This window comes from Roseateles sp. GW821-FHT09G03 (assembly GCF_059416045.1).
The window spans coordinates 51,672-78,081 of sequence record NZ_JBWKOK010000013.1; the positions used below are offsets into that span (position 1 = coordinate 51,672).

Here is a 26,410-nt window from a genome sequence, read left to right on the forward strand (position 1 = left end):
AGGGAGACAACATGCGACTTTCCGTTCGACGCGGCAGTGGGCCGCTGTATGCGCTGACCTTGGCGATCACCTGGGGATCGGCCGCGCTGCTCGCCGGCTGCGTCGGCGATGGCGATGGCGACGGGACACCCGCCTTCAAGTACAACGCCGAGATCCGGCGCACCGCGATGGGCGTGCCCCACATCAAGGCCGCCGACTGGGGCGGCGCCGGGTACGGCTACGGCTACGCGCAGGCGCAGGACGACCTGTGCACCATCGCCAATTCGATGCTCACCTTCCGCGGTGAACGCTCGCGACATTTCGGCGCCGATGCCGTCATCCCCTTCCAGGGCACCATCGGACAACCGAAGAACCTCGACTCGGACTTCTATCACCGGCACGTCCTCAACGACGACGTGATGCAGCGGCTGATCGCCGCGCAGCCGGACAAGCTCAAGCAGCTCGTCGCCGGCTTCGCCGCCGGCTACAACCGCTACGTGCGCGAGATCAAGGCCGGCGCCGAACCCACCGCCCATGCGGCCTGCCGCAACGAAGCCTGGGTCGTGCCGGTCTCGGACACCGACATCTTCCGCCGCATGTACGCCGCGCATTTCGCGGCGGGCTACAGCAACTTCATCGCGCAGATCGCCAACGCGACGCCGCCAGCGGCCGCGACGCCCGCGATGGCGACGTCGACTGACGCCACGGCGGTCGCGAAGACCTCAGCGCCCCCGGCGACCGCCACGACGGCGGAACGCGTGACAGCGCCCAAGGCATCGCGATATGCGCGTGCCGCCACACCGCGACGGATCACCATCGCCAAGGCCCACCTGCCCGATTTCCAGGTCGGCGGCAGCGACGGCGTCGGCAGCAACATGATCGGCTTCGGCACCGCCGCGACCGGCGACGGCAGCCCGCTGCTGTTCGGCAACCCGCATTGGTACTGGCGCGGTCCCGACCGCTTCTACCAGGCGCAGCTCACCATTCCGGGCGAGCTCAACGTCGCGGGCACCTCCTTCCTCGCGGTGCCGGTCATCCAGATCGGCTACACCGACAACGTCGCCTGGAGCCACACCGTCTCCACCGCGCGCCGCTACGGCCTGTTCCAGCTGACGCTGACACCCGGCGATCCGACCAGCTACCAGCGCGACGGCGCCGCCGTGAAGATGACAGCCCGCGCGATCACCGTGCAGGTCAAGCAGGGCGACGGCAGCGTCGCGCCGGTCTCGCGCACGCTGTACGAATCGCAGTACGGTCCGATCGTCAACCTCGGCGCGCTCAACGCGGCGCTGGGCTGGAGCACGAACACCGTCTTCGCGATCCGGGACATCAACGGCGACAACTTCCGCGTGTTCCGCGTCTGGCTGCGCTGGAGCCAGGCGAAGACGCTGGACGAGCTCGCCGCCATCCAGCGCGAAGAATCCTCGATCCCCTGGGTCAACACCGTCGCCGTCGCGCGCGGCAGCGGCCAGGCCTGGTACGCCGACATCGGCGCGATGCCCAATGTGTCGGCCTCGCAGCTCACGAGCTGTGCGACCGCATTGACGACCGCGCTCAGCGCCGCGTTGCCGCGCACGCCGGTGCTCGACGGCTCCAAGAGCAGCTGCGACTGGTTGACCGACCCCGACTCGAAGCAGCCCGGCGCGCTCGGCCCCGCCCGCATGCCCAGCCTGCTGCGCGACGACTACGTGCTCAACAGCAACGACAGCTACTGGCTCGCCAACACGGCCGCGCCGCTGACCGGCTTCCCGGACGTCCTCGGCCCGGCGGGCACGGCGTCGGTCAGCTACCGCACGCGGCTCGCGCATCTGCTCGCGCAGGGACGCCTGGCCGGCACGGACGGCTACGGCGGCAACAAGGCCACCAGCGAGACCGTGCGCGCCATGGTGCTCAACAGCCGCACGCTGACGTCGGAGCTTTTCAAGGATCAGGCGATCGCGATGTTCTGCGCGCCGCCGACGGCATTCACCGTGAGCGGCGATCCGGCCACCGGCGAGACCTTCAGCCCGGCGCGCACGGTCGATCCCACCGAGGCCTGCGCGGTGCTGCAGGCGTGGGACGGCAAGGCGCTGCTCGCCTCACGCGGCGCGCATGTGTGGGATGAGTTCTGGACACGCGCGTCGCGCATCCCCGAGGCCTCGCTGTTCGCGGTGCCCTTCAGCAGCGCCGATCCGCTGCACACGCCGCGCGACCTGAACGTCGCGGTGAAGACGACGCTGCAGCAGGCCTTCGGCGCGGCGATCCTGCGCGTGCAGGCCAGCGGCTTCGCGCTGAACGCGAAGCGCGGCGAGACGCTCTTCGCCACGCGCGGCAGCGAGAAGATCCCGCTGTTCGGCGGATGCGGCCAGCCGCAGGGCTACTACACGGTGGCCTGCGCGCTCAGCCGGCTGGACCAGGGCGGCTACGACCTCAACACCGCGACCAGCGCCAACAGCTACCTGCAGGTGGTGCGCTTCCCCGGCGAGGGCGTCGAGGCCTACACCTTCCTGACCTTCTCACAGTCGGACGACCCGGCCTCCGCGCACTACAGCGACTACACGCGCGCCTACAGCGCGGGGCAGTGGCAGAAGGTGCCGTTCTCGGAGGCCGACATCGCGAAGGACACGGCCTTCTCGACGAAGACCATCAGCGAGTGATCAGCGCCTGATCAGCGCCTGATCAGCGAGTGTTCGGCGGGCAGGTCTCAGACCTGCAGCGAGCGCTCGATCTCGGTCAGCTTGTAGCGGGCGAGCGCGAGGTTGCCCTTGTTCTTGTCCAGCACCAGGTACAGGAACAGGCCGGCGTTGTTGGGCACCAGGCGGATCAGGTGGTACTGGTCCGTCAGCGTGATCAGGATGTCCTCGATGCCCTTGCGCAGACCCAGCGATTCCATCGTCTGCAGCTTCGCGCGCACGACCTGCGTGTTGCCCGCGGCGGCCAGGTCCAGGTTCATGCCGGAACCGGCCTGGGCCAAGCACATGCCGCTGCGGTAGTCGACCAGCGCGGCGGCCAGCGCGCCGTCGATGGTCATGGCGGCGTCGATCGACTGCTTCAGATTGCTCATGGTGTCCTTGTTGAGGGAGGGAGTGGGTTGCAGGGAGGAGAGCCCGAAACGGCTCGTCAGCTTGTTGAATTCCTCGATGAGGACGAACCACAGCGTCTCCGGGCTGCTGTCGGGCAGCCGGTAGAGCACCGTGGACGGCGTGTCCGCCGTCACCATCGGCACGAAGGTCATTTCCTCGACGATGGCGCTGGGCATCAGCAGCAGCCGCACGGCCGGCAGGTCGACGGCCCAGGCGCGGCGCAGCAGGTCCAGCGCGCCATGGACCGAGCCCGGCCCGAGGATCACCAGCAGCGCGGCGGGGCCGTCGTCGGCGCCGAGGTCGTCGTTGGGATAGGGCGGGCGCACCCAGTCGATGGTGGGCATGCCCGGCGTCGCGCTCAGCGCGATCGCCTGGCGGGATTCCGTGGTGGACAAGGTCGCGCCGGTCTGGCCGATGGCCAGGCCGCCCAGGCGCGCCGTCATGTCGACGACACGCACGCCGGATCTGCTCATGAATAAGTCCCGAGAGTGGAGGAGACGACGCTTCGGCCGCTCGGCGCGGAGTGTGGAGAAAGCGCTTGCAGAACGCGCCCCCACGCTTGAGGGGTCAGGGCTTGCCAAGGACCTTGCGCGTGCCGAAGGTCACGACCGGCGCTGACGGGCGCGGTGCATCCGGGCGCTCAACGCCCGTTTGCCTCGATGTCATCGGGGTGGGCGGTCCGTGGCGTCGGACCACCCTCGCCTTCACAGGCGCCGTCTCACGGGACGGACCCGACGATTCACAGACGCTGGCTGAACGTCAATTTGATGTTGCGACCCGGCGCATAGACCTGCTCGGCCAGGTAGGGCTGGACACTGCGGTTGAAGAGGTTGTCGACCGCGACCTGCACCTTGGTGTCCGCCCACGCGCCGCGGCCCTGCCATTGCGCGAAGAGACCGTGCAGCCCGTAGCCCTTGGCCGGCGGCAGCGCGTACGGCACGACCTCGTCGTCCGGCACCTTGTTCTGCGCCGCGACGAACTTGCCCTGCCAGCCGGCGGCCAGGCCCAGCGACGGCCACTTCCCGCCGATCACGACGACCGCCTTGGGCGCGCCGATGTCGATCAGCGGCTGGTTCTTCACGGCCCAGGGATCGCGGAGGGAGCCGCGGTGCTCGCCCCGCATCCAGGCCAGCGACAGGCTGGCGAAGCCGCGCCGCTGCTCGTAGTGCGTCTCCGCTTCCGCGCCCTCGCTGCGGTAGCCGGGCAGGTTCCGGTAGAACGGCAGGTTGGGCGGCCGCTCGGTGCCGGGCGCGACGAAGATGCCGAAGCGCTTGTGGATGTTGTCGTGCACGAGGTTGCGGAACACGGTCAGCGTCGCGGCCAGCGCGTCGCCGCTGCTGAGCCAATCGGTGCGCTCGTGCTTCAGGCCGCCGCGCAACGCGGTGACGCGTTCCTTGCGCAGGCTGCGGCTGGTCGCCGGGGCGCTGCTCGCGGCCGACTGCACTTCGAAAAGTTCATCGATGACCGGCGCGCGCCAGGTCTTGCCGGCGTCCGCGAACAGCGCGGTGGTGGCCGTGGCCTGCCACTTCGCCGACAAGTGCTGCGACCAGCCACTGTGATAGACCGGGCGGTAGTCGTGGCCGGCGGCCGGATCGTTGTAGCGCGGCGCGAAGTTCGGCAGGCCTGCCGTACGGACCTGGTCGTAGCGCAGACCCGGCGTGAGCGTCCAGGCGCCCACGCGCGCCTCGTCCTCGACCCAGCCGGACACGGTGCGCTGCTCGCCGGACGGCATGTAGTACGGCTGCAGCCAACCGTAGTTGTAGCTCGCGTCCTTCGTGCGGGTGTGCAGGAACATCAGCGTGTCGCGGTCGTGGCGCTGTGCCTGCAGGCCCGTGGCCAGCGCGTGCGTCACGCCGGCGAAGTCGAAGCGGGCGGTGTTGGTCACGTCGACCTGCCGGTCGCGGTAGGTGGCGTGGCTCTCCTTGCCGAGGCTGGCCGCGAAGTCGCTGGTGATGCTGTCGGGCCGTTCGTCGTCCTGGCGGCTGGACGACTGGCTCAGACGCACCTGCAGGTCCAGCAGCGGCTGCGATGCGGGCGCGTAGCTCCACAGCAGCGACTGCGTGCGGTCGGTCTGATCGCGCCACAGCACCTTGCGCAGCCAGGCCTCGCGCTCGCCGTACTTCGCGATCTCTGCCGGCGTCGGCGCGGGCACCTCGTCGCGCTTGGCGGCGAACGGGGCCCAGGCCTTGCTGCGGCCCTCGATGTCGGAGAGCGTCAGCCGGCTCTCGCCGAACTGCAGTGTGAGCTTCGCGAGCGCGGAGCGGCTGTGGGTCTCGGAGAACTCGTAGACGGTGTGGTCGGCGCGCTCCTGGTTGCCGGAGTCGCGACCGGTGACGGCGACCAGGAACTGCCAGGGCAGCGCGGTGCCGGGCTCTGCGCGCGCGAAGACGCTGCCCGACACGATGCGCTGGTCGTCGTTGCTCGCCCAGCCGAGCTTGGCCAGCCCGCCGACGCGTTCGCCGGGACGCAGAAGATCCTCGGCGTCCTTGCTCTCGACCAGCACCGTGCCGCCGAAACCGCCGTTGCCGTAACGCACCGAGTGCGCGCCCTTGTCGACGGTGATGCGCTTGATCAGTTCGGGCTCGATGAAGATCGATCCCTGCCGGTACTTCTCGAAGCCCTTGTTGGCGCCATCGAGCTGCACGCGGATGTCCTCGACATCGCCGAAGCCCCACATGTTCAGGCTCTGGCCGCCGGGGCGGAAGCTGCCGTTGAGGTCGACGCCGGGCAGGTTGTCGAGCAACTGCTGAACGGTCAACGCCTGCTGGCGCTCGATCTCGTTGGGGGTGATCGTGGTCTTGCCCGGAGCGACGCTGCGGACGCCGTAGACGGTGACTTGAGACAGGGTGATGGCGGAGGCCGACGCGGCGGGTGCTGGGGCCGGCACTGCGGCTGCGGGGCTCGGTGCGGGCGCGTCAACCGCCCAGGCGGCGGACGCGATCAGCGTGCTCAGAAGCGGAAGAAGACGAAGCCGCAGGAAGCGACGAGCTTGACGGAAGGACTGATTTTGCTTTTTAACTTCAAACACTTACAGAACGGATGAGAATTATTCTCAACAAAGTGTAGCAGCAGAATTTCCGGGTTGTGAACGAGCCGTGAAGGGGGAAGGGGCTTGTGCCAACAGTGGTGGGGTCAGGACTTGCCGACGCGCCACGCAACTGCAAAGGTCCTCCGCACTCAGCGCGGCTGACTGCGGTCCCAGTCGCATCGATTGAAGACGGCTTCAGCCATTTCCACCTGCGATTCCGCTTCGTCCTCTGTAAGTTCATCCTCAAGCTGGTAATCCGCGCGTGCGCGCAAGTTGCGCAATTCGATGAGCCGTGCTCCCAACCATTTCGACCGCTTCACCTGGTCCGGGGAACAACTCTTGTGAGGTCGCCGCAGACGGTCGATGAGCTCCTGATGCACCCCCTTCGTTTCCGGCCGGACGCTGCCCAAGTGCGGCAATGTCTTCTCCCAGTCTTGGCACCGGTGATAGCAGGCGTAGTAGGCGCGGCCGGCAAGCAGGCGGTGATGAGCCTCGGGAGACGCCTCCAGCTCCTTGGCCTGCCTCAAGAGCTCACGGCAGGACACTGGCATCTCGTGCGCCCTCCTCGATCGGCTCCTGGTGGTCCGGGACATCGCGCGAGCATTGGCGATCCTTCCGCGTCCACTCACCAGAAAAGGAAAAGTCGAAGCCGCTGTGGCCAGTGTCGAGCTCGCACAGCTGCCAGAGCAATTCATCATCTAGTTCATAGGCGACATCACTGGTCGCGTCGAGGCGCAGGATGTACCGCAGCCTGAGTTCCTCATCCTCGAAATCCGAGATCTGGATCTTGAAACTCTGGCCGTCGCAGATGCGCATCGACCGCTCCTGCGCCAAGGCGGCCGCCATCTGCAGGACCTCCATGATCGTCGAGCACGCCAGGTTGTGGGCGCACGTGATCTGATTCAGCACTTCGGCCAGCGTTTCTGCGTCGAGCAAGGCCCCTTCGTCGGTGGTGATTCGCTTGGACGCGTTTGGCTCTCCGAACAATGAGCTTGGCTCCAGAAGGACCGCGGCCAGATCGGCACAGTTGACTTGAGGCCTCGGCGCCAATGGCGGAAGACTCGCCACCACCCGCTTCGCACGTTCCAGCACGGCCATGTCTCGCTGACCGCCCTCCCCGTTTCCCTTGAACGAGATCCGCACCCCTTCGATCTGGAGATCCATCGCGGTCAAGCGCGCCAGATACGCCTCCGTGACGTCGCGCGCGACAGGTTCGGGCGCATCGATCTGCAACTCATAGCGCATCGACGGCGCAGCGAGTCCAAGTGGCGACATCGTCACTCGCGGAGGACAATTGCAGAGCTTCAAAGAATGCTCGACAAGCACCTGCGCCGCCACCTGCAACATCTGGATCGCATGCGAATGACGGAGGTGATATCGATTCAGCAACACGCGGAGATCCTCCGCGATCCGAGACCAGTTCCTGCTCGCCGATCGACCGGCGCAGGTGGCGTCGCACACGTCTGACGTCGGGCCGAACAACGCAGTCGGCTCAGCCAACAGCGCCACGACCTCATCAAACTCGGCCACGGGCCTCGGGCCTACCGGGGGCAGACGCATCACCAGATTGCTCGCCCGCTCCCACTGCACATTCATCGTCATCAAGCCACTCCTGCATCCGAGTCCACGACCCGGAAAGGCATGCAGTGTCGAATCAGAAGCGCGCTTGTCGATTCCCCTCGAAGGGCGAATCGATGGGGGAAATCACTTCGAGTAGGTGAGTCCCCCTGCACATACACATGAGGGCCATTGCGTCGCTCACGGCCCCATTGCTCGCAATGCCTGCGCGGCCTCGATGCGCGCGGGCTGCGCGTCGCGCAGCGCGGTGAGCACGCGCCGGGCCGTCGCCGCATCGCGCGGCGCCAGCGCCACGGCCATCTGCAGCAACGGGTCGTAGGCGGGCCGGAAATCCGGACTCAAACGCACGGCCTCGAGCAATGGCTCACCCACTTGCGCGAGCATCGCTGCAGCATCGCCGACAGGACGCGCTGTGCGCCCGGCCTCGAGGAATCGATCGCGCGCCTGCCAGTACGCGACGAGGCGACGCGCTTCGTCCGGCGACTGCAAGCCGATGTCCGTCGGCGACGCGCTCGCCTGATGCAGGAACTCGAACAGCCGCTCCTTCGGCGTCGATGCTGGCGCATACACGAGACGCGGCGCGAGGTACGCGACGATCGGACGATCGTCCGTATTCATCGGCACCTGACCCGCGAAGGCAGCGAGCGATCGGGGTCCCGCGACGACGCCACCGAGCAGCGCGAATTCGTCGTCCAGTCCGAAATCGGCCGAGGTCCGGCCATCGCGCCGCGCGGTCGCCCCTTCGACACGCGCGTGCCAGGACGCCAATGTCGATGTCGATGTCGATGCTGCTGCTGCTGCTGCTGCTGCTGCTGCTGCTGCCGCCGACGGCGTCCCCGTCGACGTCCGCGGGCCATCCGCATCGCGCCGGCCCACAAGCCCGATCACCGGTGTCTCCAGGCTGTTGGCGGCCAGCACCGCGATCGCATCGGGGTACACCGCCAGGAAGGCGCGCGTGACGCTGCGCAGGCTGTCGAGGTCGAGCTGGTGCAGCGGCAGCCACTGACAGAACAGCCCGTTCGGCGCCAGGCGCTCGCGCACGGCGGCGAAGTGCTCGCGGGTATAGAGCGCGCCGGATCCGCTGCGCGCCGGATGGAAGTTGTCCGACACGATCACGTCGTAGCGCGTCTCGGTCGCACGCACGAAGCGCCGCGCGTCCGCCGCGACGAGGCGCGGCATCGCGCCTTCCAGCCCCAGCGCCCGCGTGAAATGCGGCGACGCCTCGATCACCTCGGACAGCAGCTCGACCGCGTCGACCTGCAGCGACGGATCCTGCGCCGCGACGCCGGAGGTCGCGCCGGTCCCCAGTCCCAGGAACAACGCGCGACGCGGCGCCGGATGCATCAGCACGGGCAGCAAGGCCTGTCGGCCATCGACGAACAGGCTCGCGCTGCTGCCCTCCTGCTGGCGGTTGTTGATGCGCAGCCGCGAGACGCCCGCGCCGTCCTCGACGACGCTGACCGCGGCCATGCTGCCCTCGGCGTAGCTGACCAGACGTGCGCCGTCCGGCACATCGACGAATGCGAGCGGTGCGCCGAAGACGGCCGCCAACACCAGCACCAGGACCGCGATCGCCGGGACCGCCGTGAACGCCATGGACGCGGGGCTGGACACCTGGCCGGACGCCGCGCCCGGCGCGCTCCCTGGTCGCCGGCGTGCCTGCGATCCGGCCAACGTGGCGGCCAGGTAGCCGCCGGCGATCAGCAGCAAGGCGGCCTTCGGTCCGAACCATGGCGCGATGACGACGCCGAACAGCGGTGCCGCCATCGCCGCACCGAGCGTATTCACCGCGAGCGCACGCCCGAAAGCGACGCCCTGCCCCATCGCCTGCGCGCTGAGATGGCTGAACCAGGCGCCCATCGCGAGCGTGGGCAGGCCGAAGGCGACCACGGCGAGCAGCGCCTCGGCGCCGAGCGCCGCCGCGAAGCCCGTGCCGAGGACATCGACGGCGCCGCCCTTCAGCGCGGGCGCCGTCCACAACGCGGCGAGGCCGAGCAGACAGGTCGCGCCGAGGATGCCCGGCAGCAGCAGGGAGAGCCGGTCCGCCTCCCCTCGTCGCAGCCAACGTTGATAGCCTGCGGCGCCGATGGACGTGCCGACCAGGTACACCGCCAGCAGCAGCGCGAAGGTGTAGACGGTGTCCTCGTTGAGTTGACTGAGCACGCGCACGACGACGACCTCGTACCCGATGCCCAGCAGGCCGCTGACCGCGAGCAGCGTCAAGGCCAGGGCCCGAGGCCAGCGAGCGCTGGCGGGACCGGAACGGTGCGTGGAGGTCCCGGACGGGAGCCTCCATGCATCGTGCAGGGCCGCGCTCGGCCGCCCGGCGTGGAGCCACTTCCACGCGCCGATCGTGCACAGGACATTCATCCCCACGCAGACGGCGGCCGTCGCCGCGAGCCCGAAGGCCGGCACCAGCCAGAACGTCGCGAGCAGCACGCCGAGCACGGCGCCGAGCGTGTTGGCGGCGTATAGCCCCGCGATCGAACGATTTGTCCCGCTGACCTCGAGGTCGGAGGTCGGGTCGGCCGCAGCGTCGGCGCCAGCGCTCAGGATCCGCTCGATCGCCGGGAGCGTCGCCCCCATCGCGGAAGTCGCGGGCAATAGCAACAGGAAGCTCGCGCCGAAGGTCACCGTCCATTGCCACCACGCGGCGGGTTCCGCGCCGATCCAGTGCTCGACGGCATCCCCCACGGGTTGCATCAGCACGATCAGCGTCAGCCCCCACAGGCCGATCGCGGCCTCGCAGGCGACGTACCAGCGCAACGGCGACGTCGATCGCTCGATCCGTCCACCGAAGGCGATCGCACCCAGCGCGAGCCCGCCGAAGAACGCCGTGATCACGGCCAGCACGGCCGCCGCCTCGAATCCGAGCCACAGCGCGCATTGCTGCGTCCAGACCATCTGGTAGCCGAGCCCCGCGAAACCCGAGAATCCCATCAGCGCCAGCGCGGCGCCGCGTGCGCGATTCCGCGACGCCGTCGTGGCGGCCTCGACGACGGTCGGCGTCGTCGACACCGTCATCCGCTGAACCCGACCGTGTAGCCCCACGAGTTCAGCCGCGCCGGGATCGCGTTGAACGCGAGGCTGATGCGCGTCTGCCCGTCGTTCGGCGGCACCGCGTGCATCAGGTAGCTCGGGAACAGCACCAGGTCCCCGGGCGACGGCGACGGGCTGATCCACTTCTCCGCGTTGAACGGTCCCGCGACCATGCCGGGGTGGTCGTTCTTGAAGCTGAAATCGGTCCCGCCCGGCGACTTCATGAACACGGTCCGCGACGAGTCGTTCGTGCCCGTCAGGTACACGATGCCCGAGGCGAAGCTGTTGGCATGGTTGTGCATCGCCTGATGGCCGCCGTGCGCCATCACGTTGACCCACAGTTCCTTGACGCCCCAGGCCATGCGCTCGCCGAAGAGCAGCGCGCCGAATTCCGACAACGGCCCCGCCAGCAGCGCCGCGACATCGACCAGCAAGGGGTTGTCGCCCGGCTGGAGCATCCGCGTGTGCACCAGCTTCGCCGAGCTGTTGTTGTCCCGCACCGCCTCCGCGCTGAAGTGGGCCACGAGCGCCGCCACCAGCATGGGTGGCAAGGCGCCCGGGACCCGCATCACAGGCGTGGGGAACAGGCTGAAAGTTTCAGAGGTGGCCATCGTCGCGCCCTCACCCGGCGATCGCCGCGATGCGCAGCCACGACCAGTACGCCGCCGCGGAGCCGATCAGGTACAGCAGCGCCGTGCGCAGCCGACCTGTCCACGGCCACCGGCGCGACACCCGCCACAGCGCCCAACACGCGCCGACCGTCATCAGCTGGCCGATCTCGACGCCGACGTTGAAGGTCAGCAGCGCGACCAGCAGGTGGTTCTCCGGCAGTCCGATCTCGCGCAGCGCACCGGCGAAACCCAGGCCATGGACCAGCCCGAACAGGAAGGCCACCAGCGCCGGCCAACGGCGCGCCAACGTCTCAGCACCGCCGTCGTTGCCGTCACCGTTGCCGTTGCCGTTGCCGTTGCTCGTGGCCCTGCCGCCTGTGCCGTCATGTCCGCGACGTGATGGTTTCAGCGCCTCGCAGGCGACCAGCACGATGGACAGCGCGATCGTGGCCTCCACCGGCGGCGGGCGCAGCTGCAGCCAGCCCAGCGCACTCATGCCCAGGGTCAGGCTGTGCGCCGCCGTGAACGCGGTGATCGTCCACAGCAGCTGGCGCCGGAAGCCCACCAGGAACAGCAGCCCGATCACGAACATCAGGTGGTCGATGCCCGCCAGGATGTGCTCCACGCCGAGCAGCGTGTACGCGCGGGCGATCTCGCCCATGCCGCGCTTGTCCTGCGCCGAGCCGAACAGCTGCACCGACGGCTGGCCCGCCGTCAGTGTGTAGACGCTGGTCTGTCCGTCGATCCAGAACACCTTCACCAGCGCCGCCGAGTACTGCCGGCCGACGCCCTCCATCGTCAGCGTGCCCGTCAGGCCCGACTTGCCGCAGCGCAGGGTCAAGCCTTCCGCCGCGCAGCCCTCGGGCCACGCCGGCGCGAGCACCTCGTCGGCGGCGCGTTTCTCGCTTGCCGTCCATTGCCAGATGAACTCGCCGGGCGCGGTCTCGCGCACCTGCATCTCGGCCATGCTCATCTCGTGCGCCCGCGCGCTGCCGCCCGCCAGCGCGAACGCCGCCATCAGCAGGCCGAGGAGTCTTCGCATCCAGCGGCTCATTTCGATTCGCCTCCGGCGGCGACGGCGGACGCGGTCTTCGAGGCCGGTGCCGTTGGCGCGGCGCCTTCGCGGCGGATCGTGTACTTGCGGCTCAACGCGAGGACCGCAGCACTGCGTTGCTCGGACAGCGTCGCGTCGGTCCAGTCCTGCAGCACCACACCGCGCAGCACGTTGAAGTCACCGGGCCTCGCCGGCGTCGTCGACACCAGCCGCATCGCGCGCCAGGCCGGGTTGCCGCCCTCCACGGTGCGGAACACGCGCCATTCGCCGACCGTCGACGACTCGATCGCCTTCGCGAAATCCGCGCCGTAGCTCTGCACGAGGTTGGCATGCGGCCGGCCCTTGAAGACACGCAGGCCCGCGCCGGTATCGCCCGACGCACTGCCCGACGCGCTGCCCGGCGTGCCGCCGTTGAGCTTCGCGACGAAGGCGCGCAAGGCCGCCTCATCGGCGTCGCCGGCCAGCACCGCTTCCTCGAAGTCGAAGCGCGCGGGATCGTCGTACTTCTCGCGGTGCGATTCGAACCAGCCCCGCAGATGCGCGTCGTCGGCCGGCGGCAGCTTCACGCCGGCGTCGATCATGCTGAGTGACTTGAAGATCACGCGCTCCCGGATCGCCGTGTCGCCCTTGTCGAGCTGCAGTGCCAGGCCTTCGCGGTACAGCACCTCGTTGTCCAGCCAGACCTGGCGCAGCGCGGCCAGTTCCTTCGCATCCGGCGCCCGGCCGCGCGAGGCAGTAAAGACCTGCGTCGCCTCGGCGTCGACCTCGGGGCCGACGACGATCCGCATCGGATCGTCCGCGCGGCTGACCATCACGTGGTCCACGCCGAACAGCACGCCGCCGAGCAGCAGGAAGTGCAGCAGCGGCTCGCGCGTCCACGCGGGCCAGCCGCCCTTGGAGGACGAGGAGGAAGTGGAGGCGGCGCGCGCTTCGGTCGCAGGAGGCATCGTCATCGACATGGCAATCGGATCACTTCAGAAATGGAAATGCGCCGCGCGTCGAAACGCGCGGCGCCGAGGGGGTCAGTGCGGCTGGTTTACTTCACACCCGCCACTTGCGTCGAACCCGACACTTCGATGTAGACCGGGTTGCTGTAGAACCAGAGGTCCGACCAGGCCGCCACGTCGTACGCCACGTACTTCACGCCGCCGACGGTCGGCAGGTGGTTCGGGCAGCCGTCGATCGTCGTGCCGGTGTAGGTCGCGCCGTTGGCCGGGACGTTGGTGCCCACCGTCGTGCAGGCGATGCGCAGCTTGGTCGAGTCGTTGGCGTTGGTGTACAGGTCGGCCAGCGGGTTGCCGCTGCCGTCGGTCTCGAAGGGCACCGACGCCGGCAGGTTGGAGCCACGCAGACGCACGTACTGCGAGGCCGTCACCGCCGGGATGCGGTAGCTCATCTTCAGGAACTGCGTGCTGTCCGCACCCGAGATCACCTTGACCCACGGCGACGCGCCGGCGTCGTTGAAGGTGCGGATGACCGAGGCCGTCGTGTTCTTCGCCGCGGCGGGAACGCTGGCCAGGCCGGTGGTCGTGCCGTCGGTGCGCAGCCAGTTGGTGTTGCGCGGCCATTCGCCGGCGTAGTCGGCCGAGCCCGGCGCGCGGTAGCCGCTGACCAGACCGCGGATCAGGTCGATGTGGTCCAGCACCGGCTGGTTGAGCGGCTGCTCGATGTTGACCTGCTTCAGCGACGGGTTCGGGAAGCTGTAAGGCGAGTAGTTCGTGCCCGCCGGGTCGCGGACCGCGACGGCGACGACGAGCTCGGCGCCGGGACGCACCACCAGCTTCTCGCCCATCGTGGCGCAGCCGGTCACGTCGGTGTCGGTGTTGCCGGTGGCGGCGTTCAGCGCGAGCTGCTCGACCGACGCGCTGCTGCGCGCGCCCGGACCGGCGTACGACGCGCAGACGACCACGGCCAGACGGTCGATCAGCTGGCCGGTCGTCGACCAGGCGTTGCCCGAGCGCAGGCCGTTGACGATGGCCTGCGGGCGCAGCTTGTCGGCGCCGTTGCGGACCATCGCGTAGGTGCGCTGGTATTCGCCGGGGTAGAAGTCCTGCGTCGAGCGGCGGTCGTCAGGACCGAAGCTGCCGCGGTTGTGCCAGTCGGAGCTGGCGAAGAACCAGAAGTTGCGGCCCTCGCCGAGCAGCGCGTCCCACACGCCGCCGACCACGCCCGCGTACACGCCGGTGCCGCCGAAGGTCGTGCCGCCGACCGAGTCGACCCGCTCGCTGCCGAAGGTGTTGCGGTTGACCTGGTATTCGCCGCGGTTGGCCGAGGCGCCGTGACCCGGCTGCGACTCGAAGCCGAAGGCGATGCCCGGGGCCGCGTTGTTGAAGTTGCGCAGGTGCTCGACGTTGAAGCCCTGGTTGCCGTCGGCGTAGAACGGGCCGGCGCGCTCCAGGTGGGCCGGCACGTAGTAGCTGGCGTTGGGGTGGTACTGGGCCATCCACTTCAGCGCCTCGACCGTCTTCAGGTGGCCGCGCGTGCCGGTGCCGGCGCCGCCGGCGGGCAGCAGCTTCTGGGCTTGCGCGTTCCAGCTCACGTCGGCCTGGCTGTTGCTGCCCGGGACCGCGCAGTTCCAGTTGTTGCCCACGTTGGAGCCGGTGACGTTGCCGCGGCTGCGGTCGGTGTCGCCGCGGTCGAAGCAGTAGGACCACTGCGCCAGCGCGTCGGCGTTGCCGAGCGCGGAGAAGCTGCCGCTGGCGGGCAGGGTCGTGGTGTCGATGCCATTGGGCATCTGGCCCGTCACGATGGACATCGAGGTGTGCTCATGGCCGGCGACGACCGATTCCATGCCGATGAACAGCGGCTGGTTCTTGGCGATCGACAGGTACTCCAGCAGCGGGTACTGGAACTCCTGGATCGACTGCCAGCGCCACATGTTGCCGTTGCCGCCGGTGCCGCCGCCGTCGCCTTTGATCGCGGCCGCGCCGATGCTGGCGGTCCAGGTCGTCGTCGGGCCCTGGCCGGCGACGAAGGGATAGGACGGCGTGGACAGCGAGGCGTCCTCCACCAGCGTGCAGTTGCGGTTGCCGTTGCCGCCGTGGCCGGCCTGGACGAACCAGTCCAGGCCCCAGGGGGTGTCCTGCTTGTCGGTGGCCTTCTTCACCAGCTTCTGCATCGAGATCGAGCCGTCCGAGCAGGTGGTGTGGTTGTGGAAGTCGCCGCTGACGTAGCGGCCGGGGGTCTTGCCCGCGGCGGCGGCCGGCGCGGGGACGGTGCTCAGCGAGAGGGAGCCGAGGGCGGCGAGCGCGGCGAGGGCGACGTCGCGTCGGGCGAAGGGGAAGCGCATGGTGGGTGCTCCAGGTGTCCGCGAGGACAAGGTGAGGATCAGGTGAGGAAAAAGTCACGCGGAGCGTAGAAAGCCGGCTTGACCGAGCCGTGACAGCGCCGTGGCAGGTCCCGGAATCGCGTCCCCTGAAACCAGGGACGCGGGAAACCCGTGGAATGAGACTTCCGTCACGCGACTGCCTTGGACGGATTCGAGACTCGCGGCCGAAGCGTCCCGACGTGCATGCCCGATCCGACCGGTCGTCAAGGTCTGCATGCGGGAGGCAACCCCTGACCCCCACCGGAGAACTCCCATGAAGCGTGCTGCTTCCACCGTCCTGATGTCCGTGGCCGCGCTGTCGGCCCTCGCCCTGTCCGCGGCCCCGGCCCGCGCCGCCAACACCTGGATCGACTTCGACGGTCCGACGAGCTTCGCCTCGGTCGCCGACTACTACAACGGCGGCACCGACGGCGCCGGCGCCAGCGGCGCCAACCTGGGCGTGTCGTTCAGCGGCTCGATCCTGGGCCTGGCCAACGACGGTCTGGCCGACAGCCCGAGCGGCAACTACTTCAGCAACGCCCCGACGATGGGCGGCGTGATGTTCAACAACATGGGCGAGACCGGTTTCATGAACGTCGCCAAGGGCTTCACCGGCGAGGTCTCGCTGTTCTATTCGTCGGCGAGCGCGCTGGCCGGTGCCGTCACGATCTACAGCGGCCTGAACGGCACGGGCTCGATCCTGGGCTCGTTCTCGCTGGCCAACAACGCGCAGCTGGGCTGCTCGGATTCGTCGTACTGCCACTTCGACCTGGCGTCGGTGAGCTTCGCCGGCGTGGGGCGTTCGCTGGTGTTCAGCGGCGGCCTGAATGGGGCCATCGACAACATCGCCCTCTCGGCGGTGCCGGAGCCGGGCACCTACGCGCTGATGCTGGCCGGCCTCGCGGCCGTCGGGTTCGTGGCGCGTCGCAAGCAGCCGAAGTAAATCTCCGCCGGGGCCCTGCCGGCCCCGCAACGACGATCAATGCGCCGGGAGGCGCATTGATCGCGGTCAGTCGCCGCAAGCGCGGAACAGTTGTCGCGCGTCCGCAAGCTGCCGTCGCATCTCCTTGCGGCTCACATCCTCATCAATCCTGTAATCCGCCTTGACCCGTCGTTCTCGCTGTGACCGTAGCAGACTGTGAAGCTTGATCGAGAGCTGCTTCTCCTTTTCGGAACAGTTGGCGTTTGGCTTCCTCAAACGATTGAGCAACTGCTGGTGCTCACCACCCTTCTGTCGATTGACGGACGCCCTCTTCGGTAGCCCAGATTCCCACTCCAGGCATCGATGAAAGCTGGCGTAGTACGCCCGCGAAATGGCAGAACGCTGCCACGCCTCGATTTCTTGGATGGACAGCGCTTCCGCAACCGACTTCAGATCTTCAGGTTTCGTGGTCATGCGCATTCTTCCTCTCGCATCGCAGAGTTCAACGAGGCGAAGACGGGGACCGCGTTCCCCTCCGGTTCGTCGTCATCACCGCCTTCACCGTCCATGAAGCAGAACACGAAGCCGTCACAAGCCAGCTCCATGTCGAAGGCGCGGCGATCCAACTCATGCGTGAGCCTCATAGCCTGCATCGAGCTCGCATCGATGCTCAGTTCCATGAAGATGCTTGGCGAGAGATCTTCGTGCTCAAGGATCGTGATCTGCACCTCGCCGCGACAGATCTTCACTGCACATTCACGCAGCAGGTCGGCGGCCATCATCAGATGGAGCAGCACGTCCGAGCAACTTGCCTCCCAGTACTCGAAGCAATCCTGAATCTGGTGAGGTGTAGCCTCCCAATCAACAGGCCGGCGCGGCTCCGGCCTGCGATCGGACGATGCACCGAACATCGTCTCCGGATCGCGCAAGACCCTCAGCAGCGGGGCCAGGCCACGCATCCAATCCTCATCTGCCAAAACCGGCGTCCGGTCCACCGGCTTCGCTGGGATACCGGAATCCGTCACCGGCTCGGTGACGCGCTCCTCAAGCGAGTCGTCCTCCGGCTCCATCTCCAGGTCATATTCCACTTCTGCAAACCCCATTGCGTCTCTCCATCACTACTTCAACAACCATCGAACTCAGGGCTCGGATGCATGCAGTGTCGGAGCGAAGAGGCGTTTGTCGATTCCCTCCGAAGGGCGTTCTGATGGGGGGCGTTGATTGAAGTAGGTCAGTCCCCCTGCGTCTACGCAGAAGAGGTCATTGATTCGGCGCCGCATCAGAAGCTGCGGCGCAGCGTGACGCGCAAGGTGCGCGGTTCGGCGGGATGGACGTGGCGATCGGCAACCGGCGCGGCCTCGCCGGGCAGCTGCGACTCGTAGAAATACTCGATGTCGTTGACCTTGCGGGCTAAGAGATTGAAGACGTCCAGCGTCAGTTCGGTCTTCGTGCCGAAGCGCCGGCTCACGCGCAGGTTGGTCGTCAGCGACGAATGCGAGCGGACGCTGTTGTCCTCGATCAGCGCGCCGCTGCCGAGGTAGCGCCATTGCAGGCTCGCCGACCACGGCCCGAGCTCGCGCACCGTCACACCCATCGAGGCCACCTTGTCGACCGCATTCGGAATGCGATTGCCCGCCGGGTCCGCGTCGGAGAAGCGCGCATGCGTCCACGCGAGGTCCGCGTCGATCAGCAGCCAGGGCAGCGGCACGTAGCGGTTGTTCCACTCGATGCCACGGCGCTTGCTCGGCCGGTTGGCCTCGGTCGCGCCAGCGTCGCCGACGTAGACCAGCTCCGAATCGAAGTCCAGCTTCCACAACGCCACCGAGCTCTGCAGACCCGGCACGATCTCGCTGCGCAGACCGAGCTCGTAGCCCTTGGCCTTCACCAGGCCCTGCGCCGGATCGAGCGCGCTGGTCACGCCGCGCGCATCGTTGCTGTGGAAGCCGCGGCCGGCGTTGACGAAGAACTCCGTCTTGGCCCACGGGCCCAGCACCAACGAGAACTTCGGCGACACCAGCGTGTCGCGCGCGCTGCCCGAGTTGCCCTCCCCCGCACGGTGGTCCACGCGGAAGCGCCCCTGGTCCGCGCGCACGCCCAGCACCGAACGCGCCCACGGCGCGAGCTCGACGCTGGTCTGGCCGTAGACGCCGGACATCGTCTCGCGCACGTCGTCGTCGCGCGTCGTGTCGGTCTCCGGATCGACGACCGCGCGTGCCACCGTGTTGAACAGTCCCACGCGCGCCCGGTCCTGGCGCACCTGGAAGCCGAACTCCGAGCGCGCCGGCAAGCCGCCGAGCAGGTGATCGAACGCGTGACTGCCGCTCATGCCGTAGACCTTGCGGTCATCCTTCTGCGCGAACTGGTCGCCCACGTCGGGACGTTCCATCGCGTAGGTGAAGTTCGAGTACAGCGCGAGCTTGTAGGCCATCGCGTAGGCCGCCAGGCGCGTGGTCGTGCCGTCCGCCTCCCGCTGCCATTCGGCGGAGAGGCTGCTGCGGCGCGTGTCCCCGCCGTCGCTCGGGTCGATGGCATCGAAGCGGCCGAACGGACGGCCGTCGAGGGTGCCCGCGTCGATCAGGCGCTGCGGGATCTGGTCCGTCGACGTCCAGTCCGCGCGGTAGTCCATCAGCCCGATGCGCCAACGATCGCCGTCCGTCCCCCGTGGGCCGCCCGTGCCGCCCGACAGGCTCAGCACGAGGTTGCGACGGTTCAGGTCCTCGGGCAACTTCCATGGACCGTCATTGCGCATGGCCTCCACGGCGCCGAGCAGCTGCATGCCGCCGCCGACATCGGTCGACCCTGCCGCCAGGCCGCGCCGGTACTGGCCCTCCCCCAGCGTCAGCGCGACGAACGGATCGTCGAGCCGGCGGTAGTAGCCGATGTCCGCCGATCCCGCCGCCGCGAAGTCGCCATTGCCGGCGAAGTACGGCCCCTTGCGGTAGTCGATGCGCTCGACCAGCTCGGGGATCAGGAAGTTGAGGTCCGAGTACCCCTGCCCATGCGCGTGGCTGGGCAGGTTGACCGGCAGCCCCATGACCGTCGTCGCGAAGTCGGTGCCGTGGTCGAGGTTGAAGCCGCGCAGGAAGTACTGGTTGGCCTTCCCGTCCCCGCTGTGCTGCGTGACGATCAGTCCCGGGACGAACTCGAGGACCTCGCCCGGTCGCAGCGCCGGGCGGCTCTTCAGCAGCTCGGCCCGCACGGCGCCTTGCGAGGCGGCGTCCGTCGTGCCGATGGCGTTGTCGTAGTGGCGGCCGCTGAGCTCGACGCGATCGAGCGTCACGGGCTCCGCCTTGGCGATCTGGATGGGCTTCGCGGTCGCGTCCTGTGTCGCGGCAGATCCCTTGGCTTCCGGGACGCCGACGCTCCCTGAAATCTGGGCACACGCGGGGCCGCAGACCGCCAACACCACCGCGCCGATGCGCGCCCTGTTCGCGGCCCTGGGCCCTCGCCTGATCGTCATCCGTCCGTCGCTCCGAGATCACTCCGCACGGAAGGTGCGGAGTGCGGCGACTCTAGGGGGATGCCGTGAAGGTTCTCTGAAAACGCGGGGTCGGGTGTTGCCCGTCACTCCCACGAGGGACAACGGGGGCGGTCCGTGAACCGCCAATCAGTCGAGCCCGCGCAGCGGATGCTCGGCGGCCGACCAGGGGCTCCGGAAGAAGGCCTCGACATCGGCGCGCGTCACGTCCTCGACGCGGGCCGGGTTCCACTTCGGCGCGTGGTCCTTGTCGACGGCCAGCGCGCGCACGCCCTCGACCGTCTCGCTGGCCGCGCCGGGCCGCAGGTGGAAGCAGTGATGCACCAAGTCGCGCTCCATGCGCAGGTCGTCGGCCAGGCTCATCGCGCCGGCGCGCCGGATCTGCTCCAGCGTGACGGCCATCATCAACGGCGAGCGCTGCTTCAGCGTCGCCAGCATGTGCTGCGCCCAGGGATCGGCATCCGCCTCGAGCGAGGCGAACAGCGCCGGCACCGAGGCCGCCGAGAAGTGCCTGTTGATCAGCGCACGCGAGTTCCAGTGCTCGGCGACCGGCGCCAGGTCGACGCGCTCCATCACCGTCGCGACCACGTGTTCGGCGCTGTCCTGCACGCCGGTCCGCAGGCCCTCGACGATCGCGGGCAGCTCGCTGCTGCGGACGAAGACGTCGCCCAGGCCGAGCTCGATCGCGTCGCCCGCGCCGATGACCTGGCCGGTCAGCGCCAGCCACTCGCCGCTGTGCCCCGGGCAACGCGACAGGAAGTAGCCGCCGCCGACGTCCGGGAACAGGCCGATGTTGGTCTCGGGCATCGCCAGCTTGGAATGCTCCGTCAGCACGCGCAGCCGCGCGCCCTGGCTGATGCCCATGCCGCCGCCCATCACGACGCCGTCCATCAGCGCGATGCAAGGCTTGGGGAACTGGTGGATGAGGTGGTTGAGCGCGTATTCCTCGGTGAAGAACGCGTCCAGCGCATCGTCGCCGGCGAGCGCGGCCTGGTGGAAGAAGCGGATGTCGCCGCCGGCGCAGAACGCCGCGGGTTTGCCCTCGCGCCCCGCGCCGATCAGGGCGACGGCCTGGATGGCGGGATCCCGGGCCCACGCGGTCAGCAGCGCGGTCATGTCGCGGATCATGGCCAGCGACAGCGCGTTCAGTGCCTGCGGACGGTTCAAGGTGATCAGGCCCAGGCAGCCGTTGACCTCGGCCAGGACCTGCCCTTCGGATTGCAGCGACGGAATCACAGCGACATTTCTCCACTCGTGGAAGCTGCCGGGCGGCGCCACGCGGCCAGCAGCTCATTGCCAATCAATGCGGCCAGCACCATAACACCGCCGAGCAGCGCCGCCGGCGACGGCGCCTCATCCGCCAGCAGCCAGGCCCACAGCACGCCCAGCAGCACCTCCATCAGGCCGAGCAGCGCCACCTCCGCCGCCGGCAGCACCCGCGTCAGCCGGACGACGATCAGGCAGGGCAGCGCCAGTTGGAACACGCCCAGGCCGGCGAGCAGCAGGAGGTCCCGGCCCGAGGCCGCGAACGGCCAGGCCAGCGGCAGCGTCGCGAACGCCGACAGCAGCGCGCCCAGCCAGACGGCGGGCAGCAGGTCGGTCTCGCCGTCGCCGGCGCGCGCCTGCAGCAGCGTCCAGTTGCTGGCCGCCGCGATCGGGACCGCCAGCGCGACGCTCATGCCCAGCCACGCGGTGTCACCGGCGCTCATCTCGCTCGCGAACATCCAGGCGATGCCGGCGCTCGCGACCCAGATCGCGATCCAGGTCCGCGCGGCCAGACGCTGGTGCAGGAAGACCCGGGCGAACAGCGCCGTCAGCAGCGGCCCCAGCGCCATCGTCACCAGCACGTTGGCCACGCCGGTCATCGTCAGCGCCAGCATGAAGGCCGTGTACATCACGGCCCAGCACAAGCCGGACCCCAGCACCGCCGGGGAGCGGCGCAGGCGCGGCAGCGCGTGCCGCCAGTAGTCCGCGCCGCGCAGCAGCGGCAGCAGGACCGTCAGCGCCAGCGCATTGAACGCGCTGCGCCAGAAGGTCACCTCGAAGCCGCGCGCCGAGTCCAGGTGGCGCGACACCGCGCCGGCCGTGCTCCACAGCAGCGTGACCAGCAGCATCAGGAAGACGGCGGCGCGGTGGCTCATGGCCTCGGTCGATCTCATCCGGTCCTGTCCGTCCTCATTCGTTCTTGTAGACGCCGACCACGGGCACGCCGCCGGCCTCGACCCAGCCGCGGTACATGCCCTCGGTGTTGAAGCCGAGCCAGACATTGCCCAGCGCGTCGACGGCGATCAGGCCGCCATCGCCGCCCACCGTCGGCAGTTCGTCGAAGACCACCCGGGCGCAGGCCTCGGCCAGCGGCAGGCCGCCGATGCGCATCAGCGCGCCGACCTCGTGGGCCGCGGCGACGCGGATGAAGGCTTCGCCGGTGCCCGTGCAGGAGACCGCGACGCTGCGGTCGTCCGCGTAGCAGCCCGCTCCCAGGATCGGCGAATCGCCGACGCGGCCCGGCCGCTTGTTGGTCATCCCGCCCGTGGAGGTCGCCGCGGCGAGGTGGCCCGCCGCGTCACGCACCACCGCGCCGACGGTGCCGAACTTGGTCTGCTCATCGATGGGCCCCTCGGCGGTCCCGCCAGGCCCGCCGGTCGCGCTGGCATCGGTGACCGCCTGCTGCCCGTCGTGATCCAGCACCTGACCGGAGGCAGATGCCCTCGCCTGCTCCAGTTGCGCGAGCCGCTGCGGCGTGCCGAACCAGTCCGGCGCCACGCGCTCCAGACCCTGCTCGAACGCGAAGCTGTCCGCTGCCGTGCCGATCAGCAGCACGTGGCCGCTGTGCGCCATCACCGCCCGCGCCGCCAGCACCGGATTGCGCACCCGCGTCACACCGGCCACCGCGCCGGCGCTGCGATCGCGCCCGTCCATCACGCTGGCGTCGAGCTCATGCCGCTGGTCCGCCGTGTACACCGCGCCCTTGCCGGCGTTGAAGAGCTCGCACTCCTCGAGCTGGCGCACCGCCTCCACCGCCACGTCCATGGCCGCGTCGCCGCGCGCGAGCCGCGACGCGCCGTCGGCCAGGATCTCCGCCAGCGCGGCGCGGTAGCGCGCTTCCATGTCCGCGCTCATGCTGGCGCGGCGGATCGTGCCCGCGCCGCCGTGAATGGCGAGCACGGGCCGCGGCAGGGACGTCGCGAACAAGGTCGGGAGCGTGGCCGGGAGTGCGGTCGGGAGCGAGGCGGTCATGGCGGATCTTCGGAGCCCGGAAGCCGCGCATTCTCCCCCGCCCCCGGGATGCCCCTGGGCTTGTCCCGGTCGGGACAGGAAAAAAGCGAACGCTCGTGCTAAAACCCGCCGCAGTTCCCCCGACAGGCGCGACACAAGCGCCGGGCAAGACATCCAGGACCGCAGGAGACACACCAGCATGGACCTCAACTTCACCCCCGAAGAGCAGGCCTTCCGGGCCGACATCCGCCAGTGGGTGGCCGAGCATCTGCCGAAGGACATCAGCCACAAGGTGCACAACGCGCTGCGCCTGAACAAGGACGACCTGCAGCGCTGGGCGCGCCTCCTGGGCAAGCAGGGCTGGCACGGCTGGGCCTGGCCCAAGCAGTTCGGCGGCCCGGGCTGGAACGCCGTGCAGCGCCACCTGTTCGAAGAGGAATGCGCGCTGGCCGGCGCGCCGCGCGTGGTGCCCTTCGGGCCGGTGATGGTGGCGCCGGTGATCATGGCCTTCGGCTCGCGCGAACAGCAGGAGCGCCACCTCCCCGGCATCATGAGCGGCGACGTCTGGTGGAGCCAGGGCTACAGCGAGCCGGGCTCGGGCTCGGACCTGGCCTCGGTCAAGACGCGCGCCGAGCGCCGCGGCGACACCTACGTCGTCAACGGCCAGAAGACCTGGACCACGCTGGGCCAGTACGGCGACTGGATCTTCTGCCTGGTGCGCACCGACACGAGCGTCAAGCCGCAGGCCGGCATCTCCTTCCTGCTGATCGACATGAAGTCGCCGGGCGTGACCGTGCGGCCGATCACCATGCTGGACGGCGAACACGAGGTGAACGAGGTCTTCTTCGACGACGTCGTGGTCCCGGCGGAGAACCTCGTCGGCGAGGAGAACAAGGGCTGGACCTACGCCAAGTACCTGCTCGCGCACGAGCGCACCAACATCGCCGACGTCAACCGCGGCAAGCGCGAGCTGGAGCGCTTGAAGCGCATCGCCAAGGCCGAGGGCGTCTACGAGGACCCGCGCTTCCGCGACCAGATCGCGCTGCTGGAGGTGGACATCGTCGCGCTCGAGATGATGGTGCTGCGCGTGCTGTCGGCCGAGTCCAGCGGCAAGCAGTCGCTGGACGTCGCCGGCCTGCTGAAGATCCGCGGCAGCGAGATCCAGCAGCGCTACACCGAGCTCATGATGCTGGCCGCCGGGCCGTATTCGACGCCTTTCATCCAGGAAGCGATGGAGGCCGGCTGGCAGGGCGACCAGGTCGGCGCGGCCCACTGCGCGCCGCTCGCGAGCCACTACTTCAACTATCGCAAGACGACGATCTACGGCGGGTCCAACGAGGTCCAGCGCAACATCGTCGCCCAGACCGTTCTGGGCTGAGGCAGGAGACACGACATGGATTTCGATTTCACCGAAGACCAGAACTCGCTGCGCGACGCGGTGCGGCGCTACGTCGACAAGGACTACGGCTTCGAGCAGCGCCGCGCGATCGTCAAGGCGGGGGGCTTCTCGCGCGACGCGTGGAACGCGCTGGCCGGCCTGGGCCTGACCGCCCTGGCGGTGCCCGAGGCCCACGGCGGCCTGGGCTTCGGCCCGGCCGAGGCGATGGTGGTCATGGAGGAACTGGGCCGCGGCCTGGTGATGGAGCCGTATGCCCAAGGCGGACTGGTCGCGCCGGCCGTGCTCGCGCATGCTGGTGACGACGTGCAAAGCGAATGGCTGCCGCGCATCGCGGGCGGCGAGGCGCTGGTCGTGCTCGCGCATCAGGAACGCAAGGCGCGCTACCGGCTCGACGTGTGCGACACGCTCGCGACCGCCGACCACCGGCTGACCGGCGCGAAGAGCGTGGTCCCCGCAGGCGATGCGGCCGATGCGTTCATCGTGCCGGCCTGCGCCGGAGGCGCCGGCGCGAACATCGCGCTGTACCTCGTCGCGAAGGACGCGACCGGTGTCGCGCTGCGCGGCTATTCGCTGCACGACGGGTCGCGCGCGGCCGAACTCACGCTCCAGGACACGCCCGCCACCTTGCTGGTCGGTCCGGACCGCGGGCTCGCGGTGCTGGAACACGCCGTCGACATCGCCATCGCGGCGCAGGCGGCGGAGGCGGTCGGCGTGATGGACCGCTTCGTCGCGCTGACGGCTGAATACCTGAACACGCGCAAGCAGTTCGGCGTCGCGATCGCGAGCTTCCAGGCGCTGCGCCACCGCATGGCCGACGTCAAGATGCAGCTGGAGCTGGCGCGCTCGATGAGCTACTTCGCCACGCTCAAGCTGAACGAGCCGGCGGACGCGCGCCGCCGCGCGATCTCGCAGGCCAAGGTGCAGCTGGGGCAGTCGATGCGTTTCGTCGGCCAGCAGTGCACGCAGTTGCACGGCGGCATCGGCGTGACCGACGAGTACATCGGCAGCCACTACTTCAAGCGCCTGGCCGTCATGGAGATGCAGTACGGCGACTCGCTGCACCACCTGGGCGAGGTCAGTGCGCGCATGCAGGACACGGCCGGCGTCTTCGCCTGACGCGGGCATAAACTGGCGGGAGCTCGCCGCCCTCGCGGCGAGGGAGCCCGCCATGTCGTTTGCGCCCTCCTCTTTCGCGCCATCCTCCCTGATCGCCGGCCTGCTGCTCGCGGCGGCCGCGATGACCGCCTCCGCCCAGGACTTCAAGCCCGGGTTGTGGGAGATCAAGCAGAAGCCCCAGCTCGATCCGCAGCGCCAGGCGCAGATGGAGCATATGCAGAAGCAGATGGCGGCGCTGCCGCCCGAGCAGCGCAAGCAGATGGAATCGATGATGTCGCAGCACGGCGTCAGCATGAACTTCCAGGGCGGCGAGCTGACGCTCAAATCCTGTGTCACGAAGGAACAGGCCGACCGTGCCGCGATGCCCCGCACCGACGGCAAGTGCACGCACGACAGCAAGCGCACCGGCGACACGATGCTGGTGAATTTCCGCTGCACCAACCCGGCCTCGGAAGGGACCAACGAGATCACCTTCCTCGGCCCGGACCACTACACGACGAAGAGCGAGATCCGCGCGCAGCGCGACGGCAAGACGGAAGTGCTGCGCTCCACCGGCGAAGCCCGTTACCTGGGCAGCGACTGCGGCGCGTTGAAGCCGCAAGGCGCCAAGCCTTGAACGAT

20 protein-coding genes are annotated in these 26,410 nt (G+C 68.9%); 5 read left to right on the forward strand and 15 right to left on the reverse strand.

Going from position 1 to position 26,410, the window contains the following annotated elements:
* Positions 1–11: 11 nt before the first annotated feature.
* Entirely contained in the window at positions 12–2,615 is a 2,604-nt protein-coding gene (locus tag AC07OZ_RS29060) for a penicillin acylase family protein (protein ID WP_495470497.1), read from the forward strand.
* A 47-nt stretch (positions 2,616–2,662) separates the two neighbouring features.
* On the opposite strand, the gene AC07OZ_RS29065 is transcribed toward AC07OZ_RS29060, so the two are convergent.
* From AC07OZ_RS29065 to AC07OZ_RS29105, 9 genes are all read right to left on the reverse strand, one after another.
* On the reverse strand, positions 2,663–3,022 hold the full coding sequence (locus tag AC07OZ_RS29065; RefSeq protein WP_495470523.1) for a hypothetical protein: 360 nt from the start codon (positions 3,020–3,022) through the stop codon (positions 2,663–2,665).
* A gap of 758 nt (positions 3,023–3,780) precedes the next feature.
* A complete protein-coding gene (locus AC07OZ_RS29070) occupies positions 3,781–5,928 on the reverse strand; it encodes a TonB-dependent receptor domain-containing protein (RefSeq protein ID WP_495470498.1) in 2,148 nt (715 codons plus the stop codon).
* 290 nt (positions 5,929–6,218) lie between these two features.
* Complete coding sequence (locus AC07OZ_RS29075) at positions 6,219–6,620, reverse strand: hypothetical protein (RefSeq protein ID WP_495470499.1); 402 nt, start codon at positions 6,618–6,620, stop codon at positions 6,219–6,221.
* Entirely contained in the window at positions 6,601–7,671 is a 1,071-nt protein-coding gene (locus AC07OZ_RS29080; protein ID WP_495470500.1) for a hypothetical protein, read from the reverse strand. Before AC07OZ_RS29080 ends, AC07OZ_RS29075 begins: the two co-directional genes overlap by 20 nt.
* Before the next feature lie 156 nt (positions 7,672–7,827).
* Positions 7,828–10,671 carry a fused MFS/spermidine synthase gene (locus AC07OZ_RS29085; protein ID WP_495470501.1) on the reverse strand — a complete coding sequence of 948 codons (2,844 nt, stop codon included), beginning with the start codon at positions 10,669–10,671 and terminating at the stop codon, positions 7,828–7,830.
* On the reverse strand, positions 10,668–11,297 hold the full coding sequence (locus AC07OZ_RS29090; protein WP_495470502.1) for a putative 2OG-Fe(II) oxygenase: 630 nt from the start codon (positions 11,295–11,297) through the stop codon (positions 10,668–10,670). The genes AC07OZ_RS29085 and AC07OZ_RS29090 overlap by 4 nt, the downstream gene beginning before the upstream one ends.
* Positions 11,298–11,307: 10 nt before the next feature.
* Entirely contained in the window at positions 11,308–12,339 is a 1,032-nt protein-coding gene (locus tag AC07OZ_RS29095) for a HupE/UreJ family protein (RefSeq protein ID WP_495470503.1), read from the reverse strand.
* Between the two features lie 8 nt (positions 12,340–12,347).
* Positions 12,348–13,304 carry a peptidyl-prolyl cis-trans isomerase gene (locus AC07OZ_RS29100; RefSeq protein ID WP_495470504.1) on the reverse strand — a complete coding sequence of 319 codons (957 nt, stop codon included), beginning with the start codon at positions 13,302–13,304 and terminating at the stop codon, positions 12,348–12,350.
* A gap of 83 nt (positions 13,305–13,387) precedes the next feature.
* The gene (locus tag AC07OZ_RS29105) at positions 13,388–15,640 is read right to left on the reverse strand and encodes a hypothetical protein (RefSeq protein ID WP_495470505.1); all 2,253 of its coding nucleotides are present in this window, start codon (positions 15,638–15,640) and stop codon (positions 13,388–13,390) included.
* A gap of 292 nt (positions 15,641–15,932) precedes the next feature.
* Between AC07OZ_RS29105 and AC07OZ_RS29110 the strand changes: the two genes are divergently transcribed.
* Positions 15,933–16,601, forward strand: coding sequence for a PEP-CTERM sorting domain-containing protein (locus AC07OZ_RS29110; protein WP_495470506.1), 669 nt, complete (start codon positions 15,933–15,935; stop codon positions 16,599–16,601).
* 66 nt (positions 16,602–16,667) lie between these two features.
* Here the strand turns inward: AC07OZ_RS29110 and AC07OZ_RS29115 are convergent, their stop codons facing one another.
* From AC07OZ_RS29115 to AC07OZ_RS29140, 6 genes are all read right to left on the reverse strand, one after another.
* Positions 16,668–17,054 carry a hypothetical protein gene (locus AC07OZ_RS29115; protein WP_495470507.1) on the reverse strand — a complete coding sequence of 129 codons (387 nt, stop codon included), beginning with the start codon at positions 17,052–17,054 and terminating at the stop codon, positions 16,668–16,670.
* Entirely contained in the window at positions 17,051–17,683 is a 633-nt protein-coding gene (locus AC07OZ_RS29120) for a hypothetical protein (RefSeq protein WP_495470508.1), read from the reverse strand. The genes AC07OZ_RS29115 and AC07OZ_RS29120 overlap by 4 nt, the downstream gene beginning before the upstream one ends.
* A gap of 176 nt (positions 17,684–17,859) precedes the next feature.
* Complete coding sequence (locus AC07OZ_RS29125) at positions 17,860–19,860, reverse strand: TonB-dependent receptor (RefSeq protein WP_495470509.1); 2,001 nt, start codon at positions 19,858–19,860, stop codon at positions 17,860–17,862.
* A 327-nt stretch (positions 19,861–20,187) separates the two neighbouring features.
* Entirely contained in the window at positions 20,188–21,294 is a 1,107-nt protein-coding gene (locus AC07OZ_RS29130; protein ID WP_495470510.1) for an enoyl-CoA hydratase/isomerase family protein, read from the reverse strand.
* Positions 21,291–22,199: a DMT family transporter gene (locus tag AC07OZ_RS29135; RefSeq protein ID WP_495470511.1), complete on the reverse strand. Its 909-nt coding sequence runs from the start codon at positions 22,197–22,199 to the stop codon at positions 21,291–21,293. Before AC07OZ_RS29135 ends, AC07OZ_RS29130 begins: the two co-directional genes overlap by 4 nt.
* Positions 22,200–22,233: 34 nt before the next feature.
* Positions 22,234–23,295 (reverse strand): isoaspartyl peptidase/L-asparaginase family protein, encoded by a 1,062-nt coding sequence (locus AC07OZ_RS29140; RefSeq protein WP_495470512.1) that lies wholly within the window; start codon positions 23,293–23,295, stop codon positions 22,234–22,236.
* Positions 23,296–23,473: 178 nt separating this feature from the next.
* Between AC07OZ_RS29140 and AC07OZ_RS29145 the strand changes: the two genes are divergently transcribed.
* Genes AC07OZ_RS29145 through AC07OZ_RS29155 form a run of 3 tightly spaced genes read left to right on the forward strand, consistent with a single transcriptional unit; the run spans position 23,474 to position 26,405 of the window.
* Positions 23,474–24,652, forward strand: coding sequence for an acyl-CoA dehydrogenase family protein (locus AC07OZ_RS29145; protein WP_495470513.1), 1,179 nt, complete (start codon positions 23,474–23,476; stop codon positions 24,650–24,652).
* A gap of 15 nt (positions 24,653–24,667) precedes the next feature.
* Positions 24,668–25,789, forward strand: coding sequence for an acyl-CoA dehydrogenase family protein (locus AC07OZ_RS29150; RefSeq protein ID WP_495470514.1), 1,122 nt, complete (start codon positions 24,668–24,670; stop codon positions 25,787–25,789).
* Positions 25,790–25,841: 52 nt separating this feature from the next.
* Complete coding sequence (locus AC07OZ_RS29155; RefSeq protein WP_495470515.1) at positions 25,842–26,405, forward strand: DUF3617 domain-containing protein; 564 nt, start codon at positions 25,842–25,844, stop codon at positions 26,403–26,405.
* The last annotated feature ends 5 nt before the right edge of the window (positions 26,406–26,410 follow it).

Bases quoted from the DNA above. Each gene is read 5' to 3' on its own strand.
- AC07OZ_RS29060 (WP_495470497.1), top strand. From the start codon at position 12: ATGCGACTTTCCGTTCGACGCGGCAGTGGGCCGCTGTATGCGCTGACC.
- AC07OZ_RS29065 (WP_495470523.1), bottom strand. From the start codon at position 3,022: ATGAGCAATCTGAAGCAGTCGATCGACGCCGCCATGACCATCGACGGC.
- AC07OZ_RS29075 (WP_495470499.1), bottom strand. From the start codon at position 6,620: ATGCCAGTGTCCTGCCGTGAGCTCTTGAGGCAGGCCAAGGAGCTGGAG.
- AC07OZ_RS29080 (WP_495470500.1), bottom strand. From the start codon at position 7,671: ATGACGATGAATGTGCAGTGGGAGCGGGCGAGCAATCTGGTGATGCGT.
- AC07OZ_RS29085 (WP_495470501.1), bottom strand. From the start codon at position 10,671: ATGACGGTGTCGACGACGCCGACCGTCGTCGAGGCCGCCACGACGGCG.
- AC07OZ_RS29090 (WP_495470502.1), bottom strand. From the start codon at position 11,297: ATGGCCACCTCTGAAACTTTCAGCCTGTTCCCCACGCCTGTGATGCGG.
- AC07OZ_RS29095 (WP_495470503.1), bottom strand. From the start codon at position 12,339: ATGCGAAGACTCCTCGGCCTGCTGATGGCGGCGTTCGCGCTGGCGGGC.
- AC07OZ_RS29100 (WP_495470504.1), bottom strand. From the start codon at position 13,304: ATGACGATGCCTCCTGCGACCGAAGCGCGCGCCGCCTCCACTTCCTCC.
- AC07OZ_RS29105 (WP_495470505.1), bottom strand. From the start codon at position 15,640: ATGCGCTTCCCCTTCGCCCGACGCGACGTCGCCCTCGCCGCGCTCGCC.
- AC07OZ_RS29110 (WP_495470506.1), top strand. From the start codon at position 15,933: ATGAAGCGTGCTGCTTCCACCGTCCTGATGTCCGTGGCCGCGCTGTCG.
- AC07OZ_RS29115 (WP_495470507.1), bottom strand. From the start codon at position 17,054: ATGACCACGAAACCTGAAGATCTGAAGTCGGTTGCGGAAGCGCTGTCC.
- AC07OZ_RS29120 (WP_495470508.1), bottom strand. From the start codon at position 17,683: ATGGGGTTTGCAGAAGTGGAATATGACCTGGAGATGGAGCCGGAGGAC.
- AC07OZ_RS29135 (WP_495470511.1), bottom strand. From the start codon at position 22,199: ATGAGCCACCGCGCCGCCGTCTTCCTGATGCTGCTGGTCACGCTGCTG.
- AC07OZ_RS29140 (WP_495470512.1), bottom strand. From the start codon at position 23,295: ATGACCGCCTCGCTCCCGACCGCACTCCCGGCCACGCTCCCGACCTTG.
- AC07OZ_RS29145 (WP_495470513.1), top strand. From the start codon at position 23,474: ATGGACCTCAACTTCACCCCCGAAGAGCAGGCCTTCCGGGCCGACATC.
- AC07OZ_RS29150 (WP_495470514.1), top strand. From the start codon at position 24,668: ATGGATTTCGATTTCACCGAAGACCAGAACTCGCTGCGCGACGCGGTG.
- AC07OZ_RS29155 (WP_495470515.1), top strand. From the start codon at position 25,842: ATGTCGTTTGCGCCCTCCTCTTTCGCGCCATCCTCCCTGATCGCCGGC.